This is a genomic window from Pseudomonas sp. F-14 TE3623 (genome assembly GCF_053629015.1).
This window is the reverse complement of record NZ_JBRJHM010000001.1, coordinates 499,408-522,433: the sequence shown is the minus strand read 5'-3', so window position 1 is coordinate 522,433 and position 23,026 is coordinate 499,408. Positions and strand designations below refer to the sequence as shown.

Sequence of the window (23,026 nt, the reverse complement as noted above, 5' to 3'; positions counted from 1 at the left end):
AGGAGTATCACCATGGAACTGGTTTTCGAAATGCTGAACACCAAGCAGTTCGTGCCCACGGATTTGTGCCAGAAAACCTTCAAACAGGCCGGTGGCGTGATCGGCCGGGGCGAGGATTGCGACTGGATCATCCCCGACCGCAAGCGTCACCTGTCCAACCATCACGCGTTGATCAGCTACCGCGAAGGCACGTTTTTCCTGACCGATACCAGCAGCAACGGTATCCAGGACAGCGACAGCGGCGCGCGCCTGCGCAAGGGCGAGCCGATGCGTATCGAGCACGGCAGCGTGTATGTGCTCGGTGATTTCGAGATTCGTGCGCGACTGGTACGCGACCCGGCGACGTTCGACGTTGAAGTCGGCCGTCCGCAGGCCGCGGGAAGCATCATTCCGGACGATGCGTTCCTCGACCTCGACCCGCTGAATGCCCTCGACCAGCAAGAGTGCGTGTACTCGGAAATCGACGAACTGATTTCCCCGAGTACTACGATCGAAGACACCCGTCAGCGTGCCGACTACGCGCGCATCGACATGGAAAGCCTGATGGTCCCGGAGCTGATCGACGCCCCGGCAGAGCCAGCACCGGCGCCACCGCCGAAAGCGGTCGAACGTCAGCGCGAAGGTTTCTGGGAGCACTTCGGTGCAGCGCTGGGCGTAGACCTCAAAGGCCTGGACCACGACGCCCGCGAAGCCTTGGCGCTGAACGCTGCGCGCCTGCTCAAGCAAAGCGTCGGCGGTTTGCAGCAGAGCCTGCGCACTCGCAGCGAACTGAAAAACGAACTGCGCCTGGCCCAGACCACCGTGCAAGGCACCCATAAAAATCCGTTGAAATTCGCCGTCGATGCCGGTGAAGCGCTGGGCATTCTGTTGCAGCCGAACAAGCCAGGTCAGTTGCCGGCGGAGCAAGCGATCTCCCGTGCGTTCCGCGATTTGCAGGCGCATCAGGTGGCGTTGCTGACCGCCAGCCGCGCCACCGTTCGCGGCACCCTGGAACACTTCTCGCCGCAACAGCTGACCCTGCGTTTCGAGCGTGACAACAAGCCGTTGCTCGCCACCTCCGGCAGTCGCTGGAGAGCCTATGGGCGTTATCACCAGGCCCTGCGTCAGGACGATGACTGGAGCGAACGCCTGCTGGCCCGCGACTTCGCTCAGGCCTACGAAGAACAGATCCGCCTGATTTCCACCCTTCATACCGACCACCAAGGATGATGCGCATGTCTCGCTGCTCGATCGCTTTTTTCAAGACGCTGACTGCGCTCACAGCCCTCGTGCTGTTGGCCGGTTGCTCGTCGCTGTCGCCGTATTCCACCGTGACCAAGCTCAACCTGAAACTGACCGCCAGCGATCAGCTGAACCCGGACCTCAACGGTCGTCCGTCGCCGATTGTCGTGCGTCTGTTGGAGCTCAAGCACCCGGTGACGTTCGAGAACGCTGATTTCTTCAGTCTCTACGAACGCGCCAAGGAATCCCTCGCCCCAGACCTGGTGGCCGGCGAAGAACTCGAACTGCGCCCGGGTGAAACCATCGAGCTCAAGCTCAGCGTGGAGGAGGGCAGCCGTTACGTCGGCGTGCTCGCGGCTTACCGCGACCTGCCGGAAACCAAATGGCGCTACACGGTGCAAATCACTCCGGTGGAAGTCACCGAGGCTGACCTGACCCTCGATCAGGCCGGCATCCGCAATACCCATGAAACGCTCGCCAAGGCGGATGACTGAACATGAATGCGCATAAAGTCATTTGGCAGGAAGGCATGCTGCTGCGACCACAGCACTTCCAGCACAACGATCGTTACTACGACCACCAGATGAAGACCCGCACACAGTTGCTGGGCAGCTACACCTGGGGCTTCCTGAACCTGGAAATCGACTTGCAGTTCCTCAACATGGGCAAACTGGTGATCAGCCAGGCCTCGGGGATTCTGCCGGACGGCAGCCTGTTCGAACTGGGCGGCAACACCGAGCCGTTGGCCCTGGACGTGCCGCCGAACACTGGCAACACGCCAATCTATCTGGCACTGCCATTGGTGACCGGTAACCACATCGAGTCTCGCCGCCCGGAGCAATCCGACGTGTTGGCACGCTACACCGCGTACGACGCGGAAGTGGCCGACTCCAACGCCGGCGATGACTCTGCCAGCCAGGTCAGCTGCGGTCGTCCGGACTTTAAATTGTTGCTCGGCGAGCAGCAGAGCGACCAGGCCTACGTGAAGCTGAAGATCTGCGAAGTGCTCGACACCACGCCCGACGGCGTGATCAGCCTCGACCCGGACTTCGTGCCGACCTACATCCAGGCGCATTCGTCCAGCTACCTGCTGTCGTGCCTCAAAGAAGTGATCAGCATGCTCGGCCACCGGGGCGACACCATCGCCGACCGGATTCGCTCCAACGGCAAGGTCGGTGGCGCGGAAGTCGGCGACTTCATGATGCTGCAACTGATCAACCGCACCGAAATGCTGCTGCGCCATTACCTCGGCCTGGAACAGGTTCATCCGGAAGAGTTGTACCGCACGCTGCTGACCATGCTCGGCGATCTGGCGACGTTTTCCAGCGAGAGCAAGCGCCCGCGTCTGGACAGCCGTTACCAGCACAGCGACCAGGGCGCGAGCTTCCGCAAACTTATGGAAGCGATTCGTCAGGTGCTGTCGATGGTGCTCGAACAGCACGCCATTGAACTGGTGCTGCAAGCGCGTCAGTACGGGATCATCGTGTCACCGTTGCACGACCACAAACTGCTGGGATCGGCCTCGTTCGTGCTCGCGGCCAGTGCCAACTGCGACTCCGAAGAACTGCGCCATCGCTTGCCGGCGCACCTCAAGGTCGGTCCGGTGGAGCGCATCCGCCAACTGGTCAACCTGCACCTGCCAGGCATCAAGGTCAAACCGTTGCCGGTGGCCCCACGGCAGATCGCGTTCCACTCCAACAAAACCTATTTCATCCTCGAACTCAGTTCCGAAGACCTGGCGCAACTCGAGCGCTCGGGCGGCTTCGCATTCCACGTGTCCGGCGAATTTGCCGAGCTTGAACTGAAATTCTGGGCCATCAGGAACTGACCGACATGATCAAGGACATGGAATACAACCAGGACGACAAAACCGTCCTGCTCGACCGCCAGGGCCACGGCCCGGCGTCGAGTCCGCTGACTGACTTCGCTGCTCCGCCGCGTTTCGAACAGCTGGAAGAGCGGATGATCTACGCCGCGCGTTTGCGCCCGGCCGAAGCGTTCAACATCAGCCTCAATTCGCTGGTGGCGGCGGCGTCCGAGCTGCTGTCGGAAGTGGTGCGCCTCAAGCACAGCGACACCCGCGAAGACATGTACGCGCTCAACGAACGATTGACCGCCGGGCTCAAGCTGTTTGAAGTGCGTGCGCTGCACAACGGCGCTGAAAGCAGCCAGGTGATGGCCGCCCGTTACGTGCTCTGCACCGTGGTCGACGAAGCCGTCGTGACCACACCGTGGGGCAACGAAAGCGAGTGGTCGCAGATGAGCCTGCTCAGCAGCTTCCACAACGAAACTTTCGGTGGCGAGAAGTTTTTCCAGCTGCTGGATCGCCTGTCGAAAAACCTGGTCAAGCACCTGCCGATGCTGGAGCTGATGTACCTGTGCCTGTCCCTCGGTTTCGAAGGCAAATACCGGGTGCAAGCCCGAGGCATGCTCGAGCTTGAAGGCATCCGCGACGCCTTGTATCGGCAGATTCGTCAACTGCGCGGCGACGTGCCTCGTGAGCTGTCGCCGCATTGGGAAGGCTTGAACGATCAGCGCCGCAGCCTGGTGCGCATCGTGCCGGCGTGGATGGTGGTGCTGTTCACCGTGGTCTGCCTGGTGGTGATGTATTCGGGCTTCGCCTGGGTACTGGGCGAGCAACGCGAAACCGTTTTGCAACCTTATCAGCAGTTAGACCCGACTGCGGTTCAGCCGCAGTCGCAGCCGTAAACAGGGACGTGTGATGAAAAAGTTTTTCAAGAAAGTCGGCGCATTCCTGTGCCAGACCTGGGTCTGGACCCTGCTGCTGGTGCTGTTTGTCGCGCTGCTGGTGTGGTTCGTCGGGCCGCTGCTGGCGGTCAATGACTACAAGTTCTGGGAGGGTTCGACCTCCCGCCTGCTGACCATCAGTGTGCTGTTCCTGATCTGGGGCCTGACCATGGTCTTCGTCAGCTGGCGCGCCGGTGTGCGCAAAAAAGCCATCGAAGAAACCGAAGATGGCCAGGACCGTATCCGCCGTGAAGAGCTGATCGACGAAGAGCAGAAAGAGCTTCGCCTCCGCTTCAAGGATGCGTTGAAAACCCTGAAGACCTCTAGCCTGTATCGCGGCCGCAGCGAGCGCTGGCGCAGTGATTTGCCGTGGTACTTGCTGATCGGCCCGCAGGGCAGCGGCAAGACCAGCTTGCTGGACTTCTCGGGCCTTGAGTTTCCGATCAACAAGATCGACCGCAAACTCACCCGCGACACCCTCGGCACTCGTCATTGCGACTGGTACTTCGCCGACCATGGCGTGCTGATCGACACCGCCGGACGTTACCTGACCCAGCCGGATGCCGAAGTCGATGGCAGCGCCTGGAGCACCTTGCTCGACCTGCTGCGCAAGCGCCGCCGCAACCGTCCGTTGAACGGCGTGCTGGTGACCATCCCGGTGGAAACACTGCTGGGTGGCAGCGAGCAAGACCTCGACACCCTGGCGCGCCAGGTGCGTGCGCGTCTGCAAGACGTGCATCAGAAACTCCACGTCGATGTGCCGATTTATCTGGTGTTGAGCAAGGCCGATCGCCTGCTCGGTTTCGACGAATTCTTCGATCAACTGACCCGCGAAGAAAGCGATCAGGTCCTCGGCACCAGCTTCCGCAAAGAGCAGAGTGGTACCGACGTGGCCGTGTTGCGCGCCGAGTTCGAAGAGCTGCTGCGTCGCCTGAACAGCCAGGTGATCATGCGCATGCACCAGGAGCGCGACACCCAGCGCCGTGGTCGCATCCTCGACTTCCCGCATCAACTGGGGCAGATCGGCGAGCGCTTGTGCCTGTTCGTCGACATGGCGTTCACCGGCAACCGCTATCAGCGCGTCAGCCAGTTGCGCGGTTTCTACCTGACCAGCGCACCGCACCTGACCCAAGAGATAGACCAGACCACCGCCGGCATCGGCGCGAACCTGGGCATGAACGCTGGCGTGCTGCCGACCCTGCGCAGTGGCCGTTCGCGGTTCATTCACCATTTGCTCAGCCGGGTGATTTTCCCCGAGGCCGATCTGGCCGGTCTGGACAAGCGCGAGCGCAGTCGCATCCATTGGGGCCAACGCGCCCTCTACGTTGGTGCACTGGCGGCACTGGCGCTATTCGGCATGCTGTGGGCTGGCGGTTTCTCGGCCAACTATGAGCGTCTGGAAAACCTGCGTTCACTGGCACAAAACTGGAATCTGCAACGCTCGGCCCTGACTGCGCGTGATGACTCCATGGCAGTGCTCAAGACCCTCGACACCAGTTACGCGGCGACTCAGGTCTTCCCGAACAAAGGTGACGTGTCGTACCACGAGCGCGGCGGCCTGTACCAAGGCGAAGACGCCAATCCGGTGGTCAAGAACGCCTACGAGCGAGAGCTTGAAGCGCAGTTGCTGCCACGGGTTGCAACGCTGCTGGAAGGGCAGATCCGCGCCAACATGAAGGACCGCGAACGCCTGCTCAACAGCCTGCGTGCGTACCTGATGTTGAACATGAAGGATCGCCGCGATGCTACGTGGCTCAAGGATTGGGTCGCCACTGACTGGTCCCTGCGTTACGCCGGCAACACCGCGGTGCAGAACGGCTTGAATACCCACTTCGAGCGTTTGCTCAAGCAGCCGTTTATCTACCCGCTGAACGATCAACTGGTGACGCAGGCGCGTCAGGTGCTGCGCAGCGAGTCGCTGGCCAACGTGGTTTACCGGATGCTGCGCGAGCAGGCTCGCAATCTGCCGGAATACCGTTTCAGCCAACACTTGGGCCCACAGGGTGCGTTGTTTGTCGGCACCGATTACGTGATTCCAGGGTTCTACACCCAGCAGGGTTATCAGCAGTACTTCTCGATCCAGGGCACTGCGCTGGTTACCGATATTCTGCGTGACAACTGGGTGCTGGGCGAAGGCTCGGGTATCAGCGGCATGGACCTGCGTCGCCTGATGGTCGAACTGGAGCAGTTGTACTTCCGCGACTACGCCAACTTCTGGAGCGAAGCGGTCGGCCAGGTTGCCTTGCCACCGATCAACGACGCCGGTGAAGGCGCCGAGCAACTAGCTGGCCTGACTTCTGCCAACTCCCCAGTGCTGCAACTGCTGGTGGAAGTGCGTGAGAACACCCGTTTCCCGGTCATCGCAGACAGCGCAGATGAAGCCGCTGAAGCGGCAGAAAAACTGGGCGAGAAGGGTGGCAAGTTGGGCAAACTCGCTGCAGCTGCCGCGGACAAAGCGTCGGACATGGCCAAGAACTTGCCCGACACCGCGAAGAAATCCCTGCAACGTCGCTTCGAACCGCTGCACCGTTTGCTGGATCACAACAACGGCCCGGCCGCTGATTTGACCCCGGCCCTGCAAGCACTCAACGACCTGCAACTGCAACTGTCGAGCCTGGCCCGTGCCAGCGCGCCAGAGCAGGCTGCGTTCGAAATGGCCAAGACCCGTATGAGCGGCCAGCGCGATGCGCTGAGCAACTTGCGCAACGCGTCGAACCGTCTGCCGCGCCCGGTAAGCGTGTGGTTCAACGTGCTGGCCGAAGACACCTGGCGTCTGGTGCTCAACGATTCTTACCAGTACCTGAACCAGCGTTATCAGAGCGAGCTGTACAGCTTCTACGGCAAGGCGATCAACAAGCGTTACCCGTTCAGTGCCCACAGCACCAGCGACGTGGCGATCAGCGACTTCCGCGAGTTCTTCAAAGCCCAAGGCATCGCCGACCGCTTCTTCGAGAACTACATGCGTCCGTTCGTGAGTGGCGATCCAGGCAATTACCGCCTGCGCAGCATTGACGGTCACAGCATGCCGATCTCCAAGGTCTACCTCGACCAGATGGCCGCGGCACAAGTGATCCGTCAGAGCTTCTTCGCCAGCAACCCGGCCGAGCCGCAAGTGCAGTTCAAACTGGAGCCGTACACCCTCGACCCGGCTGTCAGTCGTTCCGAGTTCAAGTTCGGCGACAAGACCATTGAATACCGTCACGGCCCGATCGTGCCGGTGTCGTTCAAATGGCCGACCGATGCTGAAGACGGTCGCACCAGCCTGGTCCTCGACAAAATGGCCGGCCGTCCGATCGGCATCGAGAAGAACTCCGGCCCATGGTCGCTGTTCCGTCTGTTTGACCTGATGCAGACCGAGTACCTGACCGGTCTCGACGTGTTGGTGCTCAAGGCTGACGTGGGTGGCCTGCGCGCCAACTACTTGCTGTCGAGCCAGCGCACGCCGAACCCGTTCGACATGGGCGTGCTGCGCACTTTCCGTATGCCGGTGCAGCTCTGATGCTGGTTGCCAGTCCCTGGCGCAGCGCTGCGCGTACCGATCCGGGCAAGGTTCGGGCGCGCAACGAAGATGCTTTTCTTGACTGTCCACAGCAGGGGCTGTGGGTGGTCGCGGACGGCATGGGCGGTCATCAGGGTGGCGACATCGCCAGCCAGTTGATCGTCGCCAGCCTGGCGGAATTGCCGGTGCAGGATGACTTCGACGAGCGACTCAAAGGTATTCGCCAGTGCCTGCACTGGCTCAACCGCCGCTTGGGTCAGGAGTTGACCGTCACCGCCGGGCGCCATGACAGCATCATGGGCAGCACCGTGGTGGCGCTGCTGGTGGAAGGCAATCGCGCGGCCTGTATCTGGGCCGGCGACAGCCGCTGCTACCTGTGGCGCGACCAGCGTTTGTATCAGCTGTCCAAGGACCATTCGCTGCAACAGCAACTGATCGACGAGCAGAACATGAGTGTCGAAGACGCTCGTGCGCATCCTGCCGCTCATGCGCTGACCCGTGCGGTCGGCGCTGCCGAGCAACTGACCTTGGACGTGCTCGAACTCGAGGTCTATCCCGGCGATGCGTTTCTATTGTGCAGCGACGGTTTGTATCAAGGGCTGAGCAGCGATGCCCTGGGCAACGCCCTGAGCCTGACCGCGCCACATGTTGCGCTGGAGCGTCTGTTCGACGGCGCGCTGCGTGGCTCGGCCCGGGACAACCTGACTGCCGTGGTGATCCGCCAATGACTGAATTCATGCCACTGATCGACGACCTGCTGGTGACTGAGGAAGAAGCCAATAACCTGACTTACTTCGCCTTCGCCAAGCCTTTAAACGGAAAGCCTCTAAACGGAAAGCCGCGTAAGGCTGAGCCTGCGCTGGCGCCGACCCGGGCCAGCATCGGTGAACTGCCCGACGTGCTGGCGGGGCGTTACCGCATCGAGCGCCTGCTCGGTGCCGGTGGCATGGGCGCGGTTTACCGTGCACGGGATCTGCTGAGTGAGCAGTTCGGCGATCCCGACCCTTACATCGCGCTGAAAATCCTCAGCGAAGAATTTGCCGAATCGCCGGACGCCAGTGCCTTGCTCTACAGCGAGTTCGCCCTGACCCGACGACTGCGCCACGACAACGTGCTGCGACCGCACACCTTTGAAGTGGACACCGACTGCCAGCGCGCCTTCATCACCATGGAACTCATGCGTGGGCTGACCCTGGACAAATTACTCTGCGAGCGGCCCCTGGGCCTGCCGTGGAAAGAACTGCGTGACATTGCGCTGCCGCTGCTCGACGCGCTGGCCTACGCCCACGCTCGCGGCGTGCTGCACGGCGATATAAAGCCAAGCAACGTGATGCTCAGCGAAGAGGGCGTGCGCCTGTTTGACTTCGGCCTCGGCCAGGCGGAAGAGGGCATCTTGCCCGGCCTGCCGCACCTGAGCCGCAACCGCTTCAACGCCTGGACCCCCGGCTACGCCGCCCCCGAACTGCTCGAAGGCCAGACGCTGTCGGCCAGCGCGGACGTGTACGGCGTGGCCTGTGTGATCTACGAACTGGCGGGCGGCAAACACCCGTTCCGCCGCTTGCCCTCGACCGAGGCCCGCGCCGGGTACCTCGACCGAGAGCTGCACCCACCAAAGAATCTACCGAAACACTGCTGGCCAGCCCTGCACAAGGCGCTGGCTTTCGATGCGGCAGATCGAACGATCACTGCCGCCCAACTGCGTGACGCTATGGGCGCCACATCGTCTTGGCTGCAACGTCTGCGACTCCGGGCGTAACGGATGACTACCGAACAGGGAGCAAGCAATGTTCAACTCAGCTAACGAAACGCATTTCAGCCTCACAGTCGAAGACTATGCCGGCGACCTGCAAGTTCTGTCGTTCGCCGGCACTGAAGGCATCAGCCAGCCGTATCGCTTCGACCTGGAACTGGTCAGCGAAAATCCGGACCTGGACCTGGAAAAGCTCCTGCACAAACAGGCGTTCCTCGCATTCGACCCGAAGGGTTCCGGCATCCACGGCCAGATCTACCGCGTCGCCCAAGGCGATACCGGCAAACGCCTGACCCGCTACAAAGTCTCCCTGGTGCCGCAGCTGCAGTACCTGCATTACCGCACCAACCAGCGCATCTACCAGCAGATGTCGGCGCCGAAAATCATCGCGCTGATCCTCGAAGAACACGGCATCAAAGGCAACGCCTACAAATTCCAGTTGAGCCAGCCGTGCCCGGACCGCGACTACTGCGTGCAATACGACGAAACCGACCTGCACTTCGTCCAGCGCCTGTGCGAAGAAGAAGGCATTCACTACCACTTCCAGCACACCTCCAAAGGTCATTTATTGGTATTCGGTGACGATCAAACGGTGTTCCCGAAACTCGGCCAGCCCACCGCCTACGTCCAAGGCAGCGGCATGGTCGCCGACGAACCCGTGATCAAAGGCTTCAAACTGCGTCTGGAAACCCGCACCAGTCGGACTACTCGCCGCGACTACGACTTTGAAAAACCGCGTCTGCAACTGGAAGCTGCCTATAAACCTGATGTTCAGAGCGAAGAGCCGGACCTCGAAGACTACGACTACCCCGGCCGCTTCCTCGACCGCGCACGCGGCAAATTCCTCAGCCAGCGCGCCTTGGAACGCCACCGCGCCGACTACCAGCAAGCCGAAGGCCACGGCGACCAGACCACCCTCGTCAGCGGTCACTTCCTGGAAATCTCCGACCACCCGCGCACCGAGTGGAACGACCTCTGGCTGCTCACCGAAGTCGTCCACGAAGGCAAACAGCCGCAAGTGCTCGAAGAAGGCGTGACCAGCGACACCACCGACAACAAAGACGACTTCCACCAGGGCTACCGCAACCGCTTCCTCGCCACCCCATGGGCCGTGTTCTACCGCCCGGCCCTGGAACACCCCAAACCCCGCGTGCTCGGTAGCCAGACCGCCATGGTCACCGGCCCCAAAGGCGAAGAAATCCACTGCGACCAATACGGCCGCATCAAAGTGCAATTTCACTGGGACCGCGAAGGTTTGGCTGATGACAAAACCAGCTGCTGGATGCGCGTTTCTTCGAGTTGGGCGGGTGATCGATATGGCGCCGTCGCCATTCCGCGTATCGGTATGGAAGTGCTCGTCACCTTCCTCGAAGGCGACCCCGACCAGCCGTTGGTAACCGGGTGCCTGTATCACAAGGAAAACCTCGTTCCCTACGACCTGCCGGCGAACAAGACTCGCACCGTGTTCAAAACCCTCAGCTCACCGGGAGGCGGTGGGTACAACGAGCTGCGGATTGAAGACAAGAAAGGGGCGGAGCAAATCTTTATTCATGCCCAGCGGGATTGGGATGAAAACATTGAGCATGACCAGAGGATTCGGGTGGGGAATGAACGCCACGATACCGTGGAGAAGAACACCTACACCGAGCTGAAGGCTGAAGAACACCACACCACCATCGCCGACCGCAAGACTGAAGTGCGGATGGATGATCACCTGACCATTGGGCAGAACCAGCATGTGAAGTTGGGGACTGCGCAGTTGACCAGTGCGGGGAAAGAGATTCACCTCAAGGCTGGGGACAAGATTGTTATCGAAGCTGGAATGGAGCTCACGGTCAAGGCCGGTGGGAGCTTTATCAAGCTCGATGCCGGTGGTGTGACGGTTGTTGGGCCGGTGGTGAAGATTAATGCGGGTGGGTCGGCGGGGAATGGGACCGGGATTGGGATTAAGCCACCAGTGCTGCCGGGGGCGGCGGATAAGGATAAGGCGGGGAGTTTGATGGATCAGGCGTTGGGGAATGCGTCGCCTGAGAAGGTTAAGCCAACTATCGATTACCCGTTCTCGTTATGAATGGACGTATAAGCATCAATATGAACAAGGATTTTTCAGAATGATCATTAGCCCTCCCTTTATTCCAGCTCCAGTTGCGGGAGAGACCGACGAGGCCTTCCTGGCGCGCGCCATGGTGGGTGGTGTTCCTGGTGATGGTGGTTATCCGCTGAGTTTTGACCTGAATTGGCATGGCGGCATCCATTTGACTGCTCCCCAAGAGGGGGGGCGAGTATTGCCTGTGAGAGCAATATGCGATGGGACATTGGTGTATTTCCGCGACTCGGTTCCTGAGAGCGCAGACTCGGCTCATCCGCTAAATTTCCGTGGGGGATGGACTGATAAAGGTTGTGTGGTCCTGCGTCATGAGACTGAAATTGGCGAGGAAGAACAGTCGAAAGTAGTCTTCTATTCGATCTATATGCACCTATCGAAGATCAGTCTGAATGGCCCACAGATAGGAAAAGTGATCAGCAGAAAAGACGCCATTGGTGAAGCAGGCAGTATTTACGGAAGCAAGGGGCGGATTCATTTTGAAGTTATTGCGGATCAAAGTCAGATAGCCAATTTGACGGGTAGGGATACTCTCGACCTCAAATATCAAGCACAAAATGGGCGAAAAAATAGCTGCTGGGGGGATATGTACTTTTTCGTACCACCGGAAGTTTTGCTTTACAGCGCCCCTCCTAATGACCGCCGACAACCACTAAACAATGCTGCGGTAGCCTATCGGCCTCCGGTCATGCCCGTGACCGTGCCGCACAGCATCGTCTTCAGATTCTTCCGCTACAGTGGACGGATATGAACCTGCAGTAGCATCCATGCTTCAAGAAGGTATCTACGTGCGCATGCGTTACGAAAAAGGCGAATGCAAATTGACTTCCTTTTATTTGAGTGGACAGGAAATTGGCACTCAACCGGAGGATGCTGAGTATGCGTACAAACTTTACGACAAGGCTAAGCAGTACTACCCACAGTCTCCTAGTGCGGGGTATGAGTTGCTACGGTTTGGGCGTGTACTAGGACCTGATACTCTCCAGCCTGTTGATGCCGCACATTGGCGCCAAATCAAGTTTCCTGGGAAGGCAGGAGAACAGAGTAAGGCAGGTTGGGTAAACTTGAATGCCGACAGCGTGACTAAATTCAGCGATGCAGATTTCCCTCATTGGCAGGGGTGGCGCTTGGTTGATGACGATATGGATACAGATAGTCATTGCCAGTCGGATTTCATTAAGAGCCTCTTTGGTTTGGGGACAGAGACGGTTAAACATGACGCTGGTGATGCTGTTAGCATTGCGAACTCACCGGGTTACGCAGTTCTTTCAGCTGAAGAAAAACAAAATTTGTCAGAGCGTTACACAAATGAGCGTCAGTTGAGTATGTCTCGATTACGCTCGGATGATACACAGCAACTTCTAAAGCGCCTTATATGCAAGTTTCCAACCGAATGGACGGCGAACGACTTTGATACCCGTTATGGCTGGTTGCTGAAAGTAGCAGATGGTGGGCCGATGCCTCAGGAGCAATATGAAAAAATCAAAAGCCACCAGAAAGAATTAGCATTCTGGGAGCTAGCTAATTTGACTGGTATCGAAAGTAAACACTGGCACTTTCCTCCGCTTGAATTTGTTCGCGTATTCAGATCGTGCGGTTGGCTTAGTAGTGATGAACTGGCAAATGTTCTCAAGCCTTCTGATGCACTTGGAAGGCAACGCGCTGCTGGTTTAAGAGTTCAAATGAATAGGATGCTTTCGAAATACTTGATCAGCAGTTCAAAACTTAGAATGACTCATTTTTTCTCTCAAGTCGGAATAGAAACAGGGTGGTGGAGGTATCGAGAGGAAATCGGCGGCACACGATACTTCCGAACAATGTATGAGGTTATTACGCCAGCTGAAGCTGGAGAAGATTATGATAACGCTGTTACTAGAGTGCGTAATCTACCATCCGGTCGTCGGCCAGTAGAACTTCCCAACCCTGGACCAAATCCAAAGCCAACAATTAACCGAGCTGGTTATATGGCAGCGCGTCCTGGCCAAGTATTAACTAAGGCTGCTGGGATGGGCAATGGAGTGGCAAACGCCGCGAATGGTGGTATGGCAGGTGATGGTGACAGATTTCATGGTCGTGGCTTTCTGCAAATTACGGGAAGAAAAAACTATACGAGCTATGAAAAATACCGAGGGAAAGATTTCACAACTGATCCCCATTCGGCACTTCTCGCCACAGATGATTACAATGCTTGCGATGCATCTGGTTTCTTTTGGGTGAGGGAGAAAATCAGTAAACACGCGGATGGTGGCCCAAGCTCATCTGTTTCAACTGTAGTTGGCTCCGTCATTAATAGAGGTAACCCCAATAGTACTCCAGAACACAATGCCGAAAGGCAAAATGCACTTGTACCTATGTGGAGCGTGTTAAGTGACAAAATATAGAATCAACTTCTCTGTGTTAGGGGTGTTCTGCGTCGCGCTTGTTTCAACTTCAGTATTTGCTGAAGCGCAGCATTGTGCATTTGATGATTTGAGATTTAAGCTTGAGGTAGTTAGTTGTGCGTCGAAGGATAGTCTGAGTATATTGAAATTGGCGCCATCCGGTCAGCCTTCTTATGAAGCAAATCTTGAAAATCTTCCAACATATATTGTAAGTGGCAGTGACCTGGGTTTGGTGTTGAAGGCTGTGGGGAATGGCGCACAGTCACGATACAATAACTTGATTGAGTTACCCTATCCAGAAGCGATTTTGCACTACAATGATGCGTCCGCTGCGGCGAAACTGAAGTTGTCGGAAACTGGTTGGAAGTTGTTGGATATGAAGGATTTCGTATATGAGGGGCAGGGTGGGGAGGAAGGAGCAGGCGTAGTTTGCAGTACTCTTGAAAAACAGATGGACTCAAAGTATGTAGTTGTTTCGCAGTGTAATGCGTTTTATGAGGCTGATATATCGGATTTTAAAGTGTTGCTTGGATTGATAGAAGAAAAATGGGACAGGTTTATTTATGATTGGATTTGTTGCTTGTGTGGATGTGGTCGCCAATAAATAAATTAGCCCGCCTTGTAGTCTTTTTTGCGGGTTTTCCTCTTTCTGATGGGTGGGTCGTGCGCGTTCTAAATTTATTTTATGTTTTTGCCCTAGTGTTGACTTCAGTCTCTGCTCGAGCAGAGGGCACTATGGTCGCAACTGTACTCCAGGCTGATTTTGCTCGTGATCCTGAAGTCCGGTTGCTAGTAAGGGTTGCGGATGTCGGTGGAGGCGAAGTTTCGGCGCCAATGGCGAGCTGTAGCAATAAAATGAAATGGGGACAGACCACGTTTCAATAATGATCTGAAAAACGTGGTCTGTCTCCGTTCCCTCCCCCGCGACGCTCGCTTTGTCGAAGGCTACGCACAGTGCCTGGCAGGACAACAGGCCGGTTAACGGCGACAAGGAATACTCAATGAATCAGCTTTTTTTCGCTGGCGGCCTGTCATTGCTGCTCTCGTCCCCGGCTTTCGCTGCGCCAGCGGATGCTTATACCCAGCGCGATGTCATGCAGTGTGGCGGCGTCGAAGTGGTGCTGGTCTCGTCTTGCCGAACAGTAACGGTGGAAGACACGGAAACCAATGTCATCCCGGTCTGTTCCGACCAGACAATCAACATCGGCGGCAAAGTACTTCGGCGTGATATCGGCAAAGTTTTACAGCGCACGTCCGACGGTGCGAAGACGAAGATGTTGAACAACGTGGTGGTGGCGATGGATTGCGTGAAAGGAACCAAGGGCAGCCTGGTTTCAATTGGCGGTTATGGCGGATGCGGATCCTGCCCTGAATGGCGCGGGTACTACTCGACGACCGGACGGTTAGAGCATTACAGCTACAGCAATAGCTATCGGTCGTTTGGTTCGAAAGGCTCCTGGGAAGAGCTTATCAAGGCTTACGGTGTCACAAAGAGACAGCTGCAGGAAGAAAGTCCTGCGGTTAAAAGGATCAACTATGAGCGGCCTTAAGTCGGCGGCGCAAGTCTTTGAAGAATGATCAGCTCGTGGATCAACAGGGAAGTGAATGGAAGTGGCCAGGTTTTTTAGTTGTGTGTGCGTACTTGTATCAATCATCGGTTTTGCATCACAACCGGTGTCAGCCAATGACCTACAAACCATCGATCAAATGCATCCATCGGTGGTGGCTTCGGTGGGTGAGCAGAAAATCACGGTATTTTTCTTGCAGAACACGCTCAAAGGTCAGACGACAGGCGCGTACGTACCCAATGGTGAAGTTTTCTACGCAACGATGAGTGCTACAAAACCAGAACTCACTTATGTAGCGCCGGTCATTGGCGAACAGATAGTGTCGGTGTTCTTCTTCGAGCGTAAATTTCCTGAGCGAGCGGGGAAGTCCCTGTATGTGCTCACGAAAAACAAGGAGTCGGCCCGTTTCGAGGGCTACTCCTATTCGACGCTGGAGTTACCACTGATTAAGGACGGGGATCAGTTGTCGTTGCGGTTTTTTCGCGGTGACCCGCCAGATCCCGAATTGCAGGACTGTCGCGATGGGCGAGACCTGGAAGCGGGCGTAGATGTTGAATGTGCTTACAAGGATGCGGCGAGTATTAAAAAGCGTCTGGCAGACTTGGATGCAAAGATTATTGCGGATTCAAAAGTGGGACATGGCATCAACCAGGATCCGCGCAACATGAGTAATTCGGCCAATGTCACTTGTCCTTCGACCGAGTTCTCAACATTCCTCACAGCCTTTTCCGAACGTGCAGACGTGCAAAAAGCGTTCGTCCAACAGCCTCTGCAACTGGCCACGACCGTGGCAGGTGATCCGGAGCCCGAGTTGCAAAAAAGCAGCGTCAGCGGTGACCAGATCAAGTTTCCACTCATTCCGGATCGCGTGAAACGCGAAGCCCAAGGGCTGACGTTGACCGTCAAGCAGGAGCAGGGCAACCAGGCCACGGCGATTCTGCAGAAGCCGGATACCGATTATGTATTCGAGTATCGGTTTGTTCGTGGGCAGTGTTGGCGTCTTGAAGAGGTGACGGATTATTCGCTTTAGAAACGCCCGGGCGCATGGGTATGGACGTTTTCAACAGAGCGAGATCAGAGAGATTTGTGAAGAAGTTATTTTTGATGCTGTTGTTGGTGTTGCCGTTGACGGCCCGCAGTGAGGTCACAACACAGGTTTCTTGTTTCCGTTCGCTGGAAGGCAAAAACATCAATTTCGAATTCAGAACCTATTACGACTCGATCACCCAATGGAGCGGCGCGAGGGTTAGGTATAGCAAGTCGAAGAAGGCCATTCCTCTCGTCTATCGGAACACTGAGGAAGAAGTCATGACGGAGGGCGGGCCTTATCAGTTCACGACGACTTGGGTGGAGGTTTCTGACGGTGTGGTGACGGGGGAGTATGAAAGGGCGACTCAGGGGGCTCGGGTAAACTCGATGTACTACACGAATTACAAATCCGGTAAGAGGTATTCGTTCGATCAAGATATCAGCATGGAGGCGTCACCAGAGACAGGCTGTCAGTGGTGAGTCGAGATCATTGAGAAAGGGGACTCAACGTCCCCTTTTTCTTTCTGTGGTCCCTTTATGCCTTCGCCCGATACTCCGCTGGATTCGGCGAATCAATATGATCCAGTGCTCTCTCCACCAACAACTGCACCCCATCCGCCATTCTGCTGAGCGCCAGGGCGACTGAGCGGCGGGTGCCGTCGATGTCATCAGCTAGGTCGGCAGCGATGGCGCTGATGGACTTCAGGTCTTCGGAGGCGTTGGCCAGGAGGGCTTCGGTGTCGATATCGGGGGAGACTGTGAAGAGTTTGCCTTTACGCTTGGGTTTTTCGTTAGGCGGTGGGGCGAAATGGTGGTCGAGGGCGCGTTCGGCGGCTTCGTGGAGTTTTTTCGAATCGAAGGATTCGTAGGGGGATGTGGCTGGGTTTTCGGGAGGATTCGGTGTTGGCTTGATCATTAAGTGTTACTCCATGATTTAAGGAGCTGACACCATTTCGCGTGCACTTCGAAAGAGGTGGCAGCTGTGCATAGGTGTGCAAGACCGGTGGAGTCACCCGGCAGACCCGAAGGTCTCCCATACACAGCCGCCATAACGATTCGCGAGCATAGGAAAACGCTCGATGAATTGCCATAACCGAATGTGTACTCCACCGGACTTGCACGTCCGAATCACCGATTTTGCGGTGACGAACAGAGGTTATCGGTGATGGCCCAAGCCGCCTAGTTCATGAACAGCCCGGCGTTTTGAAGGAAATTTCCCAGAGATTTGAGGGCATCAAGATCAAAAGATCGCAGCCTTCGGCAGCTCCTACAGAATGTGTTTCTTCAGGTGTAGGGCGGGTGTTGGGTGTGACGCGGAGCGCCACGGGATGCAATCCCACGCAGGAGCGTGGGAACGATTAAGGTAGAGGCGGGAAAGCGTGACTTGGCGGTCATCATGCGGGAAAAGCGGTTCATCTTCTTCTAACGCAACCCGACAGTGGCGTTCTGGCTTGAAGCCGCTACACTGCGCCGGCCGTTCATTTTTCTCTTGAGGCTGTGCGCATGAAATTTCGTTTTCTTCTGTGGATGCTGGGTTTGTTGATGGGTAAGGCCAGTCGGACTAATCCTGCGTTTCAGCAGCAGTTGGGTGACAAGGAGCTTGTATTCCAATTACAGACCCTGGACGGGAAAGTGGCGCGGCATTTCTTTGTGAAGGACCAGCGCATTACCAGCAAGTCGGGCGTGTATGCCGAGCCGACGTTTGCGATTGCATTTAAGGACGCGGCGTATGGCTTTGCCACGATGCAGGCGAAGAACAAGCAGTTGGCGTTTATGACGGGGATCCAAGACAAGTCGATTCAGATCAAGGGCAACCCGGCATTGGTGATCTGGTTTCAGGGGTTGACCAAGTATTTGAAGCCGCGGAAGGCCAAGCCTAAGGCATAAGTCTTTGAGGTGGCTCGCCGGGATTTTTCGAGAGCAAGCTAGCCTCTTCAGCCATCCGACTCAGGAGGCCCGTGGGCGTCGAGTGGCTGGGTCCGGTATGTCTTGTAGATCTGCTGGACTTGCGGGTTGTCCAGGTTCTCGTAGGTGATGTCTTCCTTGTCCAGGCCATCCAGGCCTCTGATACCACCGATGGTCTCTGGCCACTCGTCACGACTGGATATATCGACTACGAACGGGTTGAGGTAGTTATCGAGATGCCTCTCGCGAGGCTCTCGGATCTCATCGCTGAGTGCCCGCAGGTAGTCGTCTTTGCTTGTCCTTGACCAATCGATGGCGAACTCGGCTCGATAACAGAGTTCCATGAAGACTAATAGAATCGTGCGCCCATTGCCGTCCAGGAAGGGGTGTGCGAAAGCCAGCTGACCCATCACTCCGCCGGGATGGGCTCTAAAGCGTTTCTTGTCTGCTGCTAGCTTTAGCGCATAGTCGATAGACATTTTGATGGAGTCCGGGCGCTCGAAGATGGTGCTGTGGGGATCGTCGAGGGAACCTTTGAAGACTGCCAGGTGAGGGACAAGCTCGTTCCGGTCTTTTCCTGCCCAGTGATAGAAGCCGGAGAACAGGATTTCGTGAACTTTGAGTACAGTCTTGTAATCGATTGGCTTTTTTTTAGCCAAATAGGCAAGCGCATCTTCGATACTCAATTCGAACGAAAGATGCTCTGACTCTTTTACTTCAGTGGGATCTTTCAGTTGCAGCGAGTTTTGAAGATATCCAGCAGTTTCGAAGTCGCCGAACGGATCAAAAGTCATGCGCTACGTTTCTGTGCACGCCTTTCCTGAAGATAGCGCCCTTGAAGCGCCAGGATTTCAGACTTGCTCAGAACGCCTTTTCTCTTGAGATTGACGAGCAACTGTTCGATGCCATCCAACTCGACGACATCGCCAGCCAAACGGGTAATGCTCACGGCCATACGACTCATGCCGTCACGTTCAGCAGTGACCTTGTTTTCTTTCGCAAGCTTACGAACTTGGCTTGCAACACTGACAGCAGCTGTTTGGGTCATCGGAAAGCCCTCTATTTGCCGTCAAATCATAGCAGGGCGCTTGCTTCCTGTCGTCGTTGGCTCAAAGGCCAAAATCTGTGGAAACAGGGCAATATTTGCAACCGAACAGGCCCAGAGTGGTGTATCTGGCTTACTTTTGGGTTGAAACAAGGGTTGCTGCGTGCTACAGGGATTTAGGTGATCCCTGTAGCAGCGTGGCTTGCCCGCGATGCTTTTAGGCCTGGCTGAATTGTGAGGCAAGTTCGCGAAGCAGCACTTCAGCCTCAAGCACTTTGCTGACCACATCGTTGGCTTTGTCGCGAGTCAGGCCTACGCGCTCCAGTAGGGCGTCGGGAATGTCTTCATCCGGACCAGAGCCAATCCCGCGACTACGCAGCAGGCGCACGGCCAGGCAGACGAGGTTCGGGTATTCGGCGTAGTCGCCGTCGTAGCTTGGGTCGTGCTGGAAGCGCAAGGAGGTGGCCAGTTCTTCTGGCATGTCCCAGTAGCGCATCAGCCATGAGCCGATCTGTTCGCGGCTGATGCCGAGCAGGTGTTGCTCGACGTAGCTGTGGCACAGGTGCGGGTTGACCTCCAGGTGGCGGCAGATCAGCGAGAAGTGCGGCGGGAATACGTGGGCCAACAGCAAGTAGCCGAAGTTGTGCAGCAGGCCGGCGAGGTAGGTCAGGCCGGCTTCCGGGCGCTGGGCGCGGGGCATGGCGCGGGTCAGGCCTTCGATGACGGCGGCGGTGTAGATCGATTGCTGCCAGTACGGCGTGGTGTGTTGCGGGTGGTCTTTGGGCAGGCTCAGGGTTTTGCCCAGGGCCAGGCCCAGCGCCAGATTGATCACCAGGTCGAAACCCAGTACCCGGACGATGGCGTCTTCCACTGAACGAATCTTGCCCGGCGAGGCGTAGTACGGCGACGCTGCCCAGCTGACGACTTGCGCGGCCAGGGCCGGGTCGGTTTCAACCACGCCGGTGATGTCGTCGATGGTGGCGTTGGGGTCGACGCGCAGTTTGATGATTTTCTGCGCGGTTTCGGCCAGCGGCGGAATCTCGATGGTCTCTTCCAGACGTTGCTGGATCCGCCGCGCGGTGAACGCTTGCACGGCCTGGGTGATTTCCTCGCGGTCATCGTTGGGGCGGTCGAGGTTTGGGCGGATGCGGTTCACGGCTTCGCCGAAGTTACCGGCGCTGGCCTTGGTCAGCATGGTTTTGAAAGCGTCGCTGGAGATTTCCAGCAGCACCCCCGGCTCGCCCGAGTTGATCAGCAACGTCGGTTCGCGCAGCAGGTTTTCTTCATACAGGCACGGCGAGCTGGTAAGTGCCGGCAGGCCGGGCAGCAGGCTCAGGCTGTGTTTGCCGAGCATTTTTACCAGACGTTCGGTGGATACAGCAGTCAACCGGCGGCCAGTGAGTTCGGCGAGGCGGTTGAGGTCCAGCAATTGGCTCTGGGGGAACAGCACCATGAGCGTGCCGACGGCATCGTCCAGCAAAACTGCCTGCACTTTACGCGCGGCATTCAGGCCGTGATGGTCGAGGACTTCTTCGTAGGCGATGTCCAGCTTGCCGAGCATCAGCCGAATAACAGACGGAGCGTGCGGGGTTTCGGGGGCGAGGGCAGCTTCTGTCATGGTCTGTATCCGTTTGCAAACAATTGCAGGAGTATAACCAGCTTGTTTAAAGCCAGGGTCCAGAAACTGCGGCAGTGCTCACACTTGGCCGTATTGCTGCCCATGGCGTAGCCAGCGGTCGAGCAGCGGGCTGACGTGATCCGGCCAACGCTCGAGCAAGGCCTGAGCAGCGTCGCGCACAGCGGGTAATAAATCGGCGTCGCGCATCAGGTCCGCGACCTTGAATTGCAGCAGACCGGTCTGGCGCGTGCCGAGCATTTCGCCGGGGCCGCGCAGTTCGAGGTCTTTTTCGGCGATGACAAAACCGTCGTTGGTTTCGCGCATGATGCCCAGCCGCTGACGGCCGATCTGCGACAGCGGCGGATGGTAAAGCAGCACGCAATGGCTGACGGCGCTGCCCCGACCGACACGGCCACGCAGTTGGTGCAACTGTGCGAGCCCGAGACGTTCAGGGTTTTCGATGATCATCAGACTGGCGTTGGGCACGTCGACGCCGACTTCGATCACGGTGGTGGCGACCAGCAGTTGCAGGTTGCCGGCCTTGAACTCGGCCATCACCGCGGCTTTCTCGGCGGGCTTCATGCGGCCGTGGATCAGCCCGACCTTCAACTCGCCGAGGGCGGCGGTGAGGTCTTCAAAAGTGGTTTCGGCAGCCTGACAGGTCAGCTCTTCAGACTCTTCGATCAGCGTGCACACCCAATAAGCCTGACGCCCTTCGGCACAAGCGCCGCGCACGCGTTCGATCACTTCGACGCGCCGGGTGTCGGTGACCAGCACCGTGTTTACGGGCGTACGGCCGGGCGGCAGTTCGTCGAGGATCGAGGTGTCGAGGTCGGCGTAGGCGCTCATGGCCAGCGTCCGGGGAATCGGTGTGGCGGTCATGATCAGCTGATGTGGACACATCCGCCCGCCGACGCCTTTCTGCCGTAATGCCAGGCGCTGCTGCACGCCGAAGCGGTGTTGTTCGTCGATGATCGCCAGCGCCAGGTTCTTGAACTGCACCTCTTCCTGAAACAGCGCGTGGGTGCCGACCACCATCGGCGTACCGCTGGCGATTTGCTCCAGCGCGGCGACGCGGTTTTTGCCCTTGAGCTTGCCGGCCAGCCACGCGACTTCAATGCCCAGCGGTTCGAGCCAGCGCTTGAAGGTGATGAAGTGCTGCTCGGCGAGAATCTCGGTGGGCGCCATTAATGCGACCTGATAACCGGCCTCCAGCGCTTGCAGCGCGGCGAGGGCAGCGACCACGGTTTTGCCGGCGCCCACATCGCCCTGAATCAGCCGCAACATGGGCTCATGCTGACTGAGGTCGTAAGCGATTTCGTTGCCGACCCGTTGCTGGGCGCCGGTCGGCGTGAAGCCGAGGTTGGCCAAATACTGAACGGGTAGCTTCGTGGCTTTTGGCATTGCCGGGGCACGCAGGGCACGCATGCTCTCGCGCAGGCGCTGCTGGGACAGTTGATGGGTCAGCAGTTCTTCGAAGGCCAGCCGATGCTGCGCCCAGTGATGACCGAGGGCGAGTTCGTCGACGTCGGCATCGGCGGGCGGGTGATGCAGGTAACGGATCGCATCGGCCAGCGGCGCCAGTTGATAGTCCCGGGCCAGTTCGGTCGGCAGCCAGTCGGGCAGGCTGCTGGGGCCGAGCAGGGTCAGGGTTTGCATGCACAACTGGCGCAAGCGCTGCTGGGTCAGGCCTTCGGTGAGCGGGTAGACCGGGGTCAGGGTTTCATCCACCGGCGGCGGCTCGTCGCCGGTGATGGCGCGGTATTCCGGGTGGTAGATCTCCAGCCCCGACGCACCGGGCCGCGCTTCGCCGTAGCAACGAATGCGCGTGCCGCGTTTGAGGCCTTCTTTCTGGGCGTTGCTGAAATGATAGAAGCGCAGGCTGAGCCCGCCGGTGCCGTCCTGCAGACGGACAACCAGGCTGCGGCGTCGGCCCATGACCACGTCGGCGCCGCTGATGGTGCCTTCGATCACGGCGTCTTGCCCGGGTCGCAAATGGCCGATCGGGACCACGCGGGTGCGGTCCTGATAACGCAGCGGCAGGTGGAACAGCACGTCCTGGAGATTCTCCAGACCGACCTTGGCCAGTTTCTCGGCCATGGCTTCGCCGACACCCTTGAGTGCCGTCACCGACACTTGCGACAACTCGGTCATGGCA

The 23,026-nt window shown here is 57.8% G+C and carries 20 protein-coding genes; 15 read left to right on the top strand and 5 right to left on the bottom strand.

Annotated features, from left to right (window positions below; all coding sequences use genetic code 11):
* The first annotated feature begins 12 nt into the window (after nucleotides 1-12).
* From tagH to AB7M29_RS02370, 14 genes are all read left to right on the top strand, one after another.
* The gene (gene tagH / locus AB7M29_RS02435) at nucleotides 13-1,209 is read left to right on the top strand and encodes a type VI secretion system-associated FHA domain protein TagH (RefSeq protein WP_454246253.1); all 1,197 of its coding nucleotides are present in this window, start codon (nucleotides 13-15) and stop codon (nucleotides 1,207-1,209) included.
* A gap of 5 nt (nucleotides 1,210-1,214) precedes the next feature.
* Nucleotides 1,215-1,715 (top strand): type VI secretion system lipoprotein TssJ, encoded by a 501-nt coding sequence (gene tssJ / locus AB7M29_RS02430; protein ID WP_217856885.1) that lies wholly within the window; start codon nucleotides 1,215-1,217, stop codon nucleotides 1,713-1,715.
* Nucleotides 1,716-1,717: 2 nt separating this feature from the next.
* Complete coding sequence (gene tssK / locus AB7M29_RS02425; protein WP_052967808.1) at nucleotides 1,718-3,049, top strand: type VI secretion system baseplate subunit TssK; 1,332 nt, start codon at nucleotides 1,718-1,720, stop codon at nucleotides 3,047-3,049.
* A 5-nt stretch (nucleotides 3,050-3,054) separates the two neighbouring features.
* Entirely contained in the window at nucleotides 3,055-3,930 is an 876-nt protein-coding gene (icmH, locus tag AB7M29_RS02420; RefSeq protein ID WP_454246252.1) for a type IVB secretion system protein IcmH/DotU, read from the top strand.
* Between the two features lie 13 nt (nucleotides 3,931-3,943).
* Nucleotides 3,944-7,468 (top strand): type VI secretion system membrane subunit TssM, encoded by a 3,525-nt coding sequence (tssM, locus tag AB7M29_RS02415; protein WP_454246251.1) that lies wholly within the window; start codon nucleotides 3,944-3,946, stop codon nucleotides 7,466-7,468.
* Nucleotides 7,468-8,196, top strand: a complete 729-nt coding sequence (locus tag AB7M29_RS02410) for a PP2C family protein-serine/threonine phosphatase (RefSeq protein ID WP_217856882.1) — start codon at nucleotides 7,468-7,470, stop codon at nucleotides 8,194-8,196. Before tssM ends, AB7M29_RS02410 begins: the two co-directional genes overlap by 1 nt.
* Nucleotides 8,193-9,224 (top strand): serine/threonine-protein kinase, encoded by a 1,032-nt coding sequence (locus AB7M29_RS02405; protein WP_454246250.1) that lies wholly within the window; start codon nucleotides 8,193-8,195, stop codon nucleotides 9,222-9,224. The genes AB7M29_RS02410 and AB7M29_RS02405 overlap by 4 nt, the downstream gene beginning before the upstream one ends.
* 28 nt (nucleotides 9,225-9,252) lie before the next feature.
* Nucleotides 9,253-11,289, top strand: coding sequence for a type VI secretion system Vgr family protein (locus AB7M29_RS02400; RefSeq protein WP_454246249.1), 2,037 nt, complete (start codon nucleotides 9,253-9,255; stop codon nucleotides 11,287-11,289).
* A 40-nt stretch (nucleotides 11,290-11,329) separates the two neighbouring features.
* Entirely contained in the window at nucleotides 11,330-12,073 is a 744-nt protein-coding gene (locus tag AB7M29_RS02395; RefSeq protein WP_454246248.1) for a M23 family metallopeptidase, read from the top strand.
* Between the two features lie 43 nt (nucleotides 12,074-12,116).
* Nucleotides 12,117-13,703 carry a hypothetical protein gene (locus AB7M29_RS02390; RefSeq protein ID WP_454246247.1) on the top strand — a complete coding sequence of 529 codons (1,587 nt, stop codon included), beginning with the start codon at nucleotides 12,117-12,119 and terminating at the stop codon, nucleotides 13,701-13,703.
* Nucleotides 13,690-14,307, top strand: a complete 618-nt coding sequence (locus AB7M29_RS02385) for a hypothetical protein (protein WP_454246246.1) — start codon at nucleotides 13,690-13,692, stop codon at nucleotides 14,305-14,307. The genes AB7M29_RS02390 and AB7M29_RS02385 overlap by 14 nt, the downstream gene beginning before the upstream one ends.
* A gap of 397 nt (nucleotides 14,308-14,704) precedes the next feature.
* The gene (locus AB7M29_RS02380) at nucleotides 14,705-15,253 is read left to right on the top strand and encodes a hypothetical protein (protein ID WP_454246245.1); all 549 of its coding nucleotides are present in this window, start codon (nucleotides 14,705-14,707) and stop codon (nucleotides 15,251-15,253) included.
* Between the two features lie 55 nt (nucleotides 15,254-15,308).
* The gene (locus AB7M29_RS02375) at nucleotides 15,309-16,301 is read left to right on the top strand and encodes a hypothetical protein (protein ID WP_454246244.1); all 993 of its coding nucleotides are present in this window, start codon (nucleotides 15,309-15,311) and stop codon (nucleotides 16,299-16,301) included.
* 56 nt (nucleotides 16,302-16,357) lie between these two features.
* The gene (locus tag AB7M29_RS02370; protein WP_454246243.1) at nucleotides 16,358-16,780 is read left to right on the top strand and encodes a hypothetical protein; all 423 of its coding nucleotides are present in this window, start codon (nucleotides 16,358-16,360) and stop codon (nucleotides 16,778-16,780) included.
* 55 nt (nucleotides 16,781-16,835) lie between these two features.
* Here the strand turns inward: AB7M29_RS02370 and AB7M29_RS02365 are convergent, their stop codons facing one another.
* Nucleotides 16,836-17,216, bottom strand: a complete 381-nt coding sequence (locus AB7M29_RS02365) for a DUF6124 family protein (RefSeq protein WP_217856875.1) — start codon at nucleotides 17,214-17,216, stop codon at nucleotides 16,836-16,838.
* 587 nt (nucleotides 17,217-17,803) lie between these two features.
* Here AB7M29_RS02365 and AB7M29_RS02360 point away from each other — a divergent pair.
* Nucleotides 17,804-18,187 (top strand): helicase, encoded by a 384-nt coding sequence (locus tag AB7M29_RS02360; protein ID WP_217856874.1) that lies wholly within the window; start codon nucleotides 17,804-17,806, stop codon nucleotides 18,185-18,187.
* A gap of 47 nt (nucleotides 18,188-18,234) precedes the next feature.
* Here the strand turns inward: AB7M29_RS02360 and AB7M29_RS02355 are convergent, their stop codons facing one another.
* From AB7M29_RS02355 to recG, 4 genes are all read right to left on the bottom strand, one after another.
* Nucleotides 18,235-18,999 carry a Fic family protein gene (locus AB7M29_RS02355; protein ID WP_217856873.1) on the bottom strand — a complete coding sequence of 255 codons (765 nt, stop codon included), beginning with the start codon at nucleotides 18,997-18,999 and terminating at the stop codon, nucleotides 18,235-18,237.
* Nucleotides 18,996-19,253, bottom strand: coding sequence for a hypothetical protein (locus AB7M29_RS02350; RefSeq protein WP_217856872.1), 258 nt, complete (start codon nucleotides 19,251-19,253; stop codon nucleotides 18,996-18,998). The genes AB7M29_RS02355 and AB7M29_RS02350 overlap by 4 nt, the downstream gene beginning before the upstream one ends.
* Nucleotides 19,254-19,467: 214 nt before the next feature.
* On the bottom strand, nucleotides 19,468-20,868 hold the full coding sequence (locus AB7M29_RS02345) for an aminoacyl-tRNA deacylase and HDOD domain-containing protein (RefSeq protein WP_454246242.1): 1,401 nt from the start codon (nucleotides 20,866-20,868) through the stop codon (nucleotides 19,468-19,470).
* Nucleotides 20,869-20,946: 78 nt separating this feature from the next.
* Nucleotides 20,947-23,022: an ATP-dependent DNA helicase RecG gene (gene recG / locus AB7M29_RS02340; protein ID WP_217856870.1), complete on the bottom strand. Its 2,076-nt coding sequence runs from the start codon at nucleotides 23,020-23,022 to the stop codon at nucleotides 20,947-20,949.
* Nucleotides 23,023-23,026: the final 4 nt, after the last annotated feature.

Bases quoted from the DNA above. Each gene is read 5' to 3' on its own strand.
- AB7M29_RS02395 (WP_454246248.1), top strand. From the start codon at position 11,330: ATGATCATTAGCCCTCCCTTTATTCCAGCTCCAGTTGCGGGAGAGACC.
- AB7M29_RS02345 (WP_454246242.1), bottom strand. From the start codon at position 20,868: ATGACAGAAGCTGCCCTCGCCCCCGAAACCCCGCACGCTCCGTCTGTT.
- AB7M29_RS02355 (WP_217856873.1), bottom strand. From the start codon at position 18,999: ATGACTTTTGATCCGTTCGGCGACTTCGAAACTGCTGGATATCTTCAA.
- AB7M29_RS02350 (WP_217856872.1), bottom strand. From the start codon at position 19,253: ATGACCCAAACAGCTGCTGTCAGTGTTGCAAGCCAAGTTCGTAAGCTT.
- tagH (WP_454246253.1), top strand. From the start codon at position 13: ATGGAACTGGTTTTCGAAATGCTGAACACCAAGCAGTTCGTGCCCACG.
- icmH (WP_454246252.1), top strand. From the start codon at position 3,055: ATGATCAAGGACATGGAATACAACCAGGACGACAAAACCGTCCTGCTC.
- AB7M29_RS02410 (WP_217856882.1), top strand. From the start codon at position 7,468: ATGCTGGTTGCCAGTCCCTGGCGCAGCGCTGCGCGTACCGATCCGGGC.
- tssM (WP_454246251.1), top strand. From the start codon at position 3,944: ATGAAAAAGTTTTTCAAGAAAGTCGGCGCATTCCTGTGCCAGACCTGG.
- AB7M29_RS02360 (WP_217856874.1), top strand. From the start codon at position 17,804: ATGAAATTTCGTTTTCTTCTGTGGATGCTGGGTTTGTTGATGGGTAAG.
- AB7M29_RS02400 (WP_454246249.1), top strand. From the start codon at position 9,253: ATGTTCAACTCAGCTAACGAAACGCATTTCAGCCTCACAGTCGAAGAC.
- AB7M29_RS02365 (WP_217856875.1), bottom strand. From the start codon at position 17,216: ATGATCAAGCCAACACCGAATCCTCCCGAAAACCCAGCCACATCCCCC.
- AB7M29_RS02405 (WP_454246250.1), top strand. From the start codon at position 8,193: ATGACTGAATTCATGCCACTGATCGACGACCTGCTGGTGACTGAGGAA.
- recG (WP_217856870.1), bottom strand. From the start codon at position 23,022: ATGACCGAGTTGTCGCAAGTGTCGGTGACGGCACTCAAGGGTGTCGGC.
- AB7M29_RS02375 (WP_454246244.1), top strand. From the start codon at position 15,309: ATGGAAGTGGCCAGGTTTTTTAGTTGTGTGTGCGTACTTGTATCAATC.
- AB7M29_RS02380 (WP_454246245.1), top strand. From the start codon at position 14,705: ATGAATCAGCTTTTTTTCGCTGGCGGCCTGTCATTGCTGCTCTCGTCC.
- tssK (WP_052967808.1), top strand. From the start codon at position 1,718: ATGAATGCGCATAAAGTCATTTGGCAGGAAGGCATGCTGCTGCGACCA.
- AB7M29_RS02390 (WP_454246247.1), top strand. From the start codon at position 12,117: ATGCGTTACGAAAAAGGCGAATGCAAATTGACTTCCTTTTATTTGAGT.
- tssJ (WP_217856885.1), top strand. From the start codon at position 1,215: ATGTCTCGCTGCTCGATCGCTTTTTTCAAGACGCTGACTGCGCTCACA.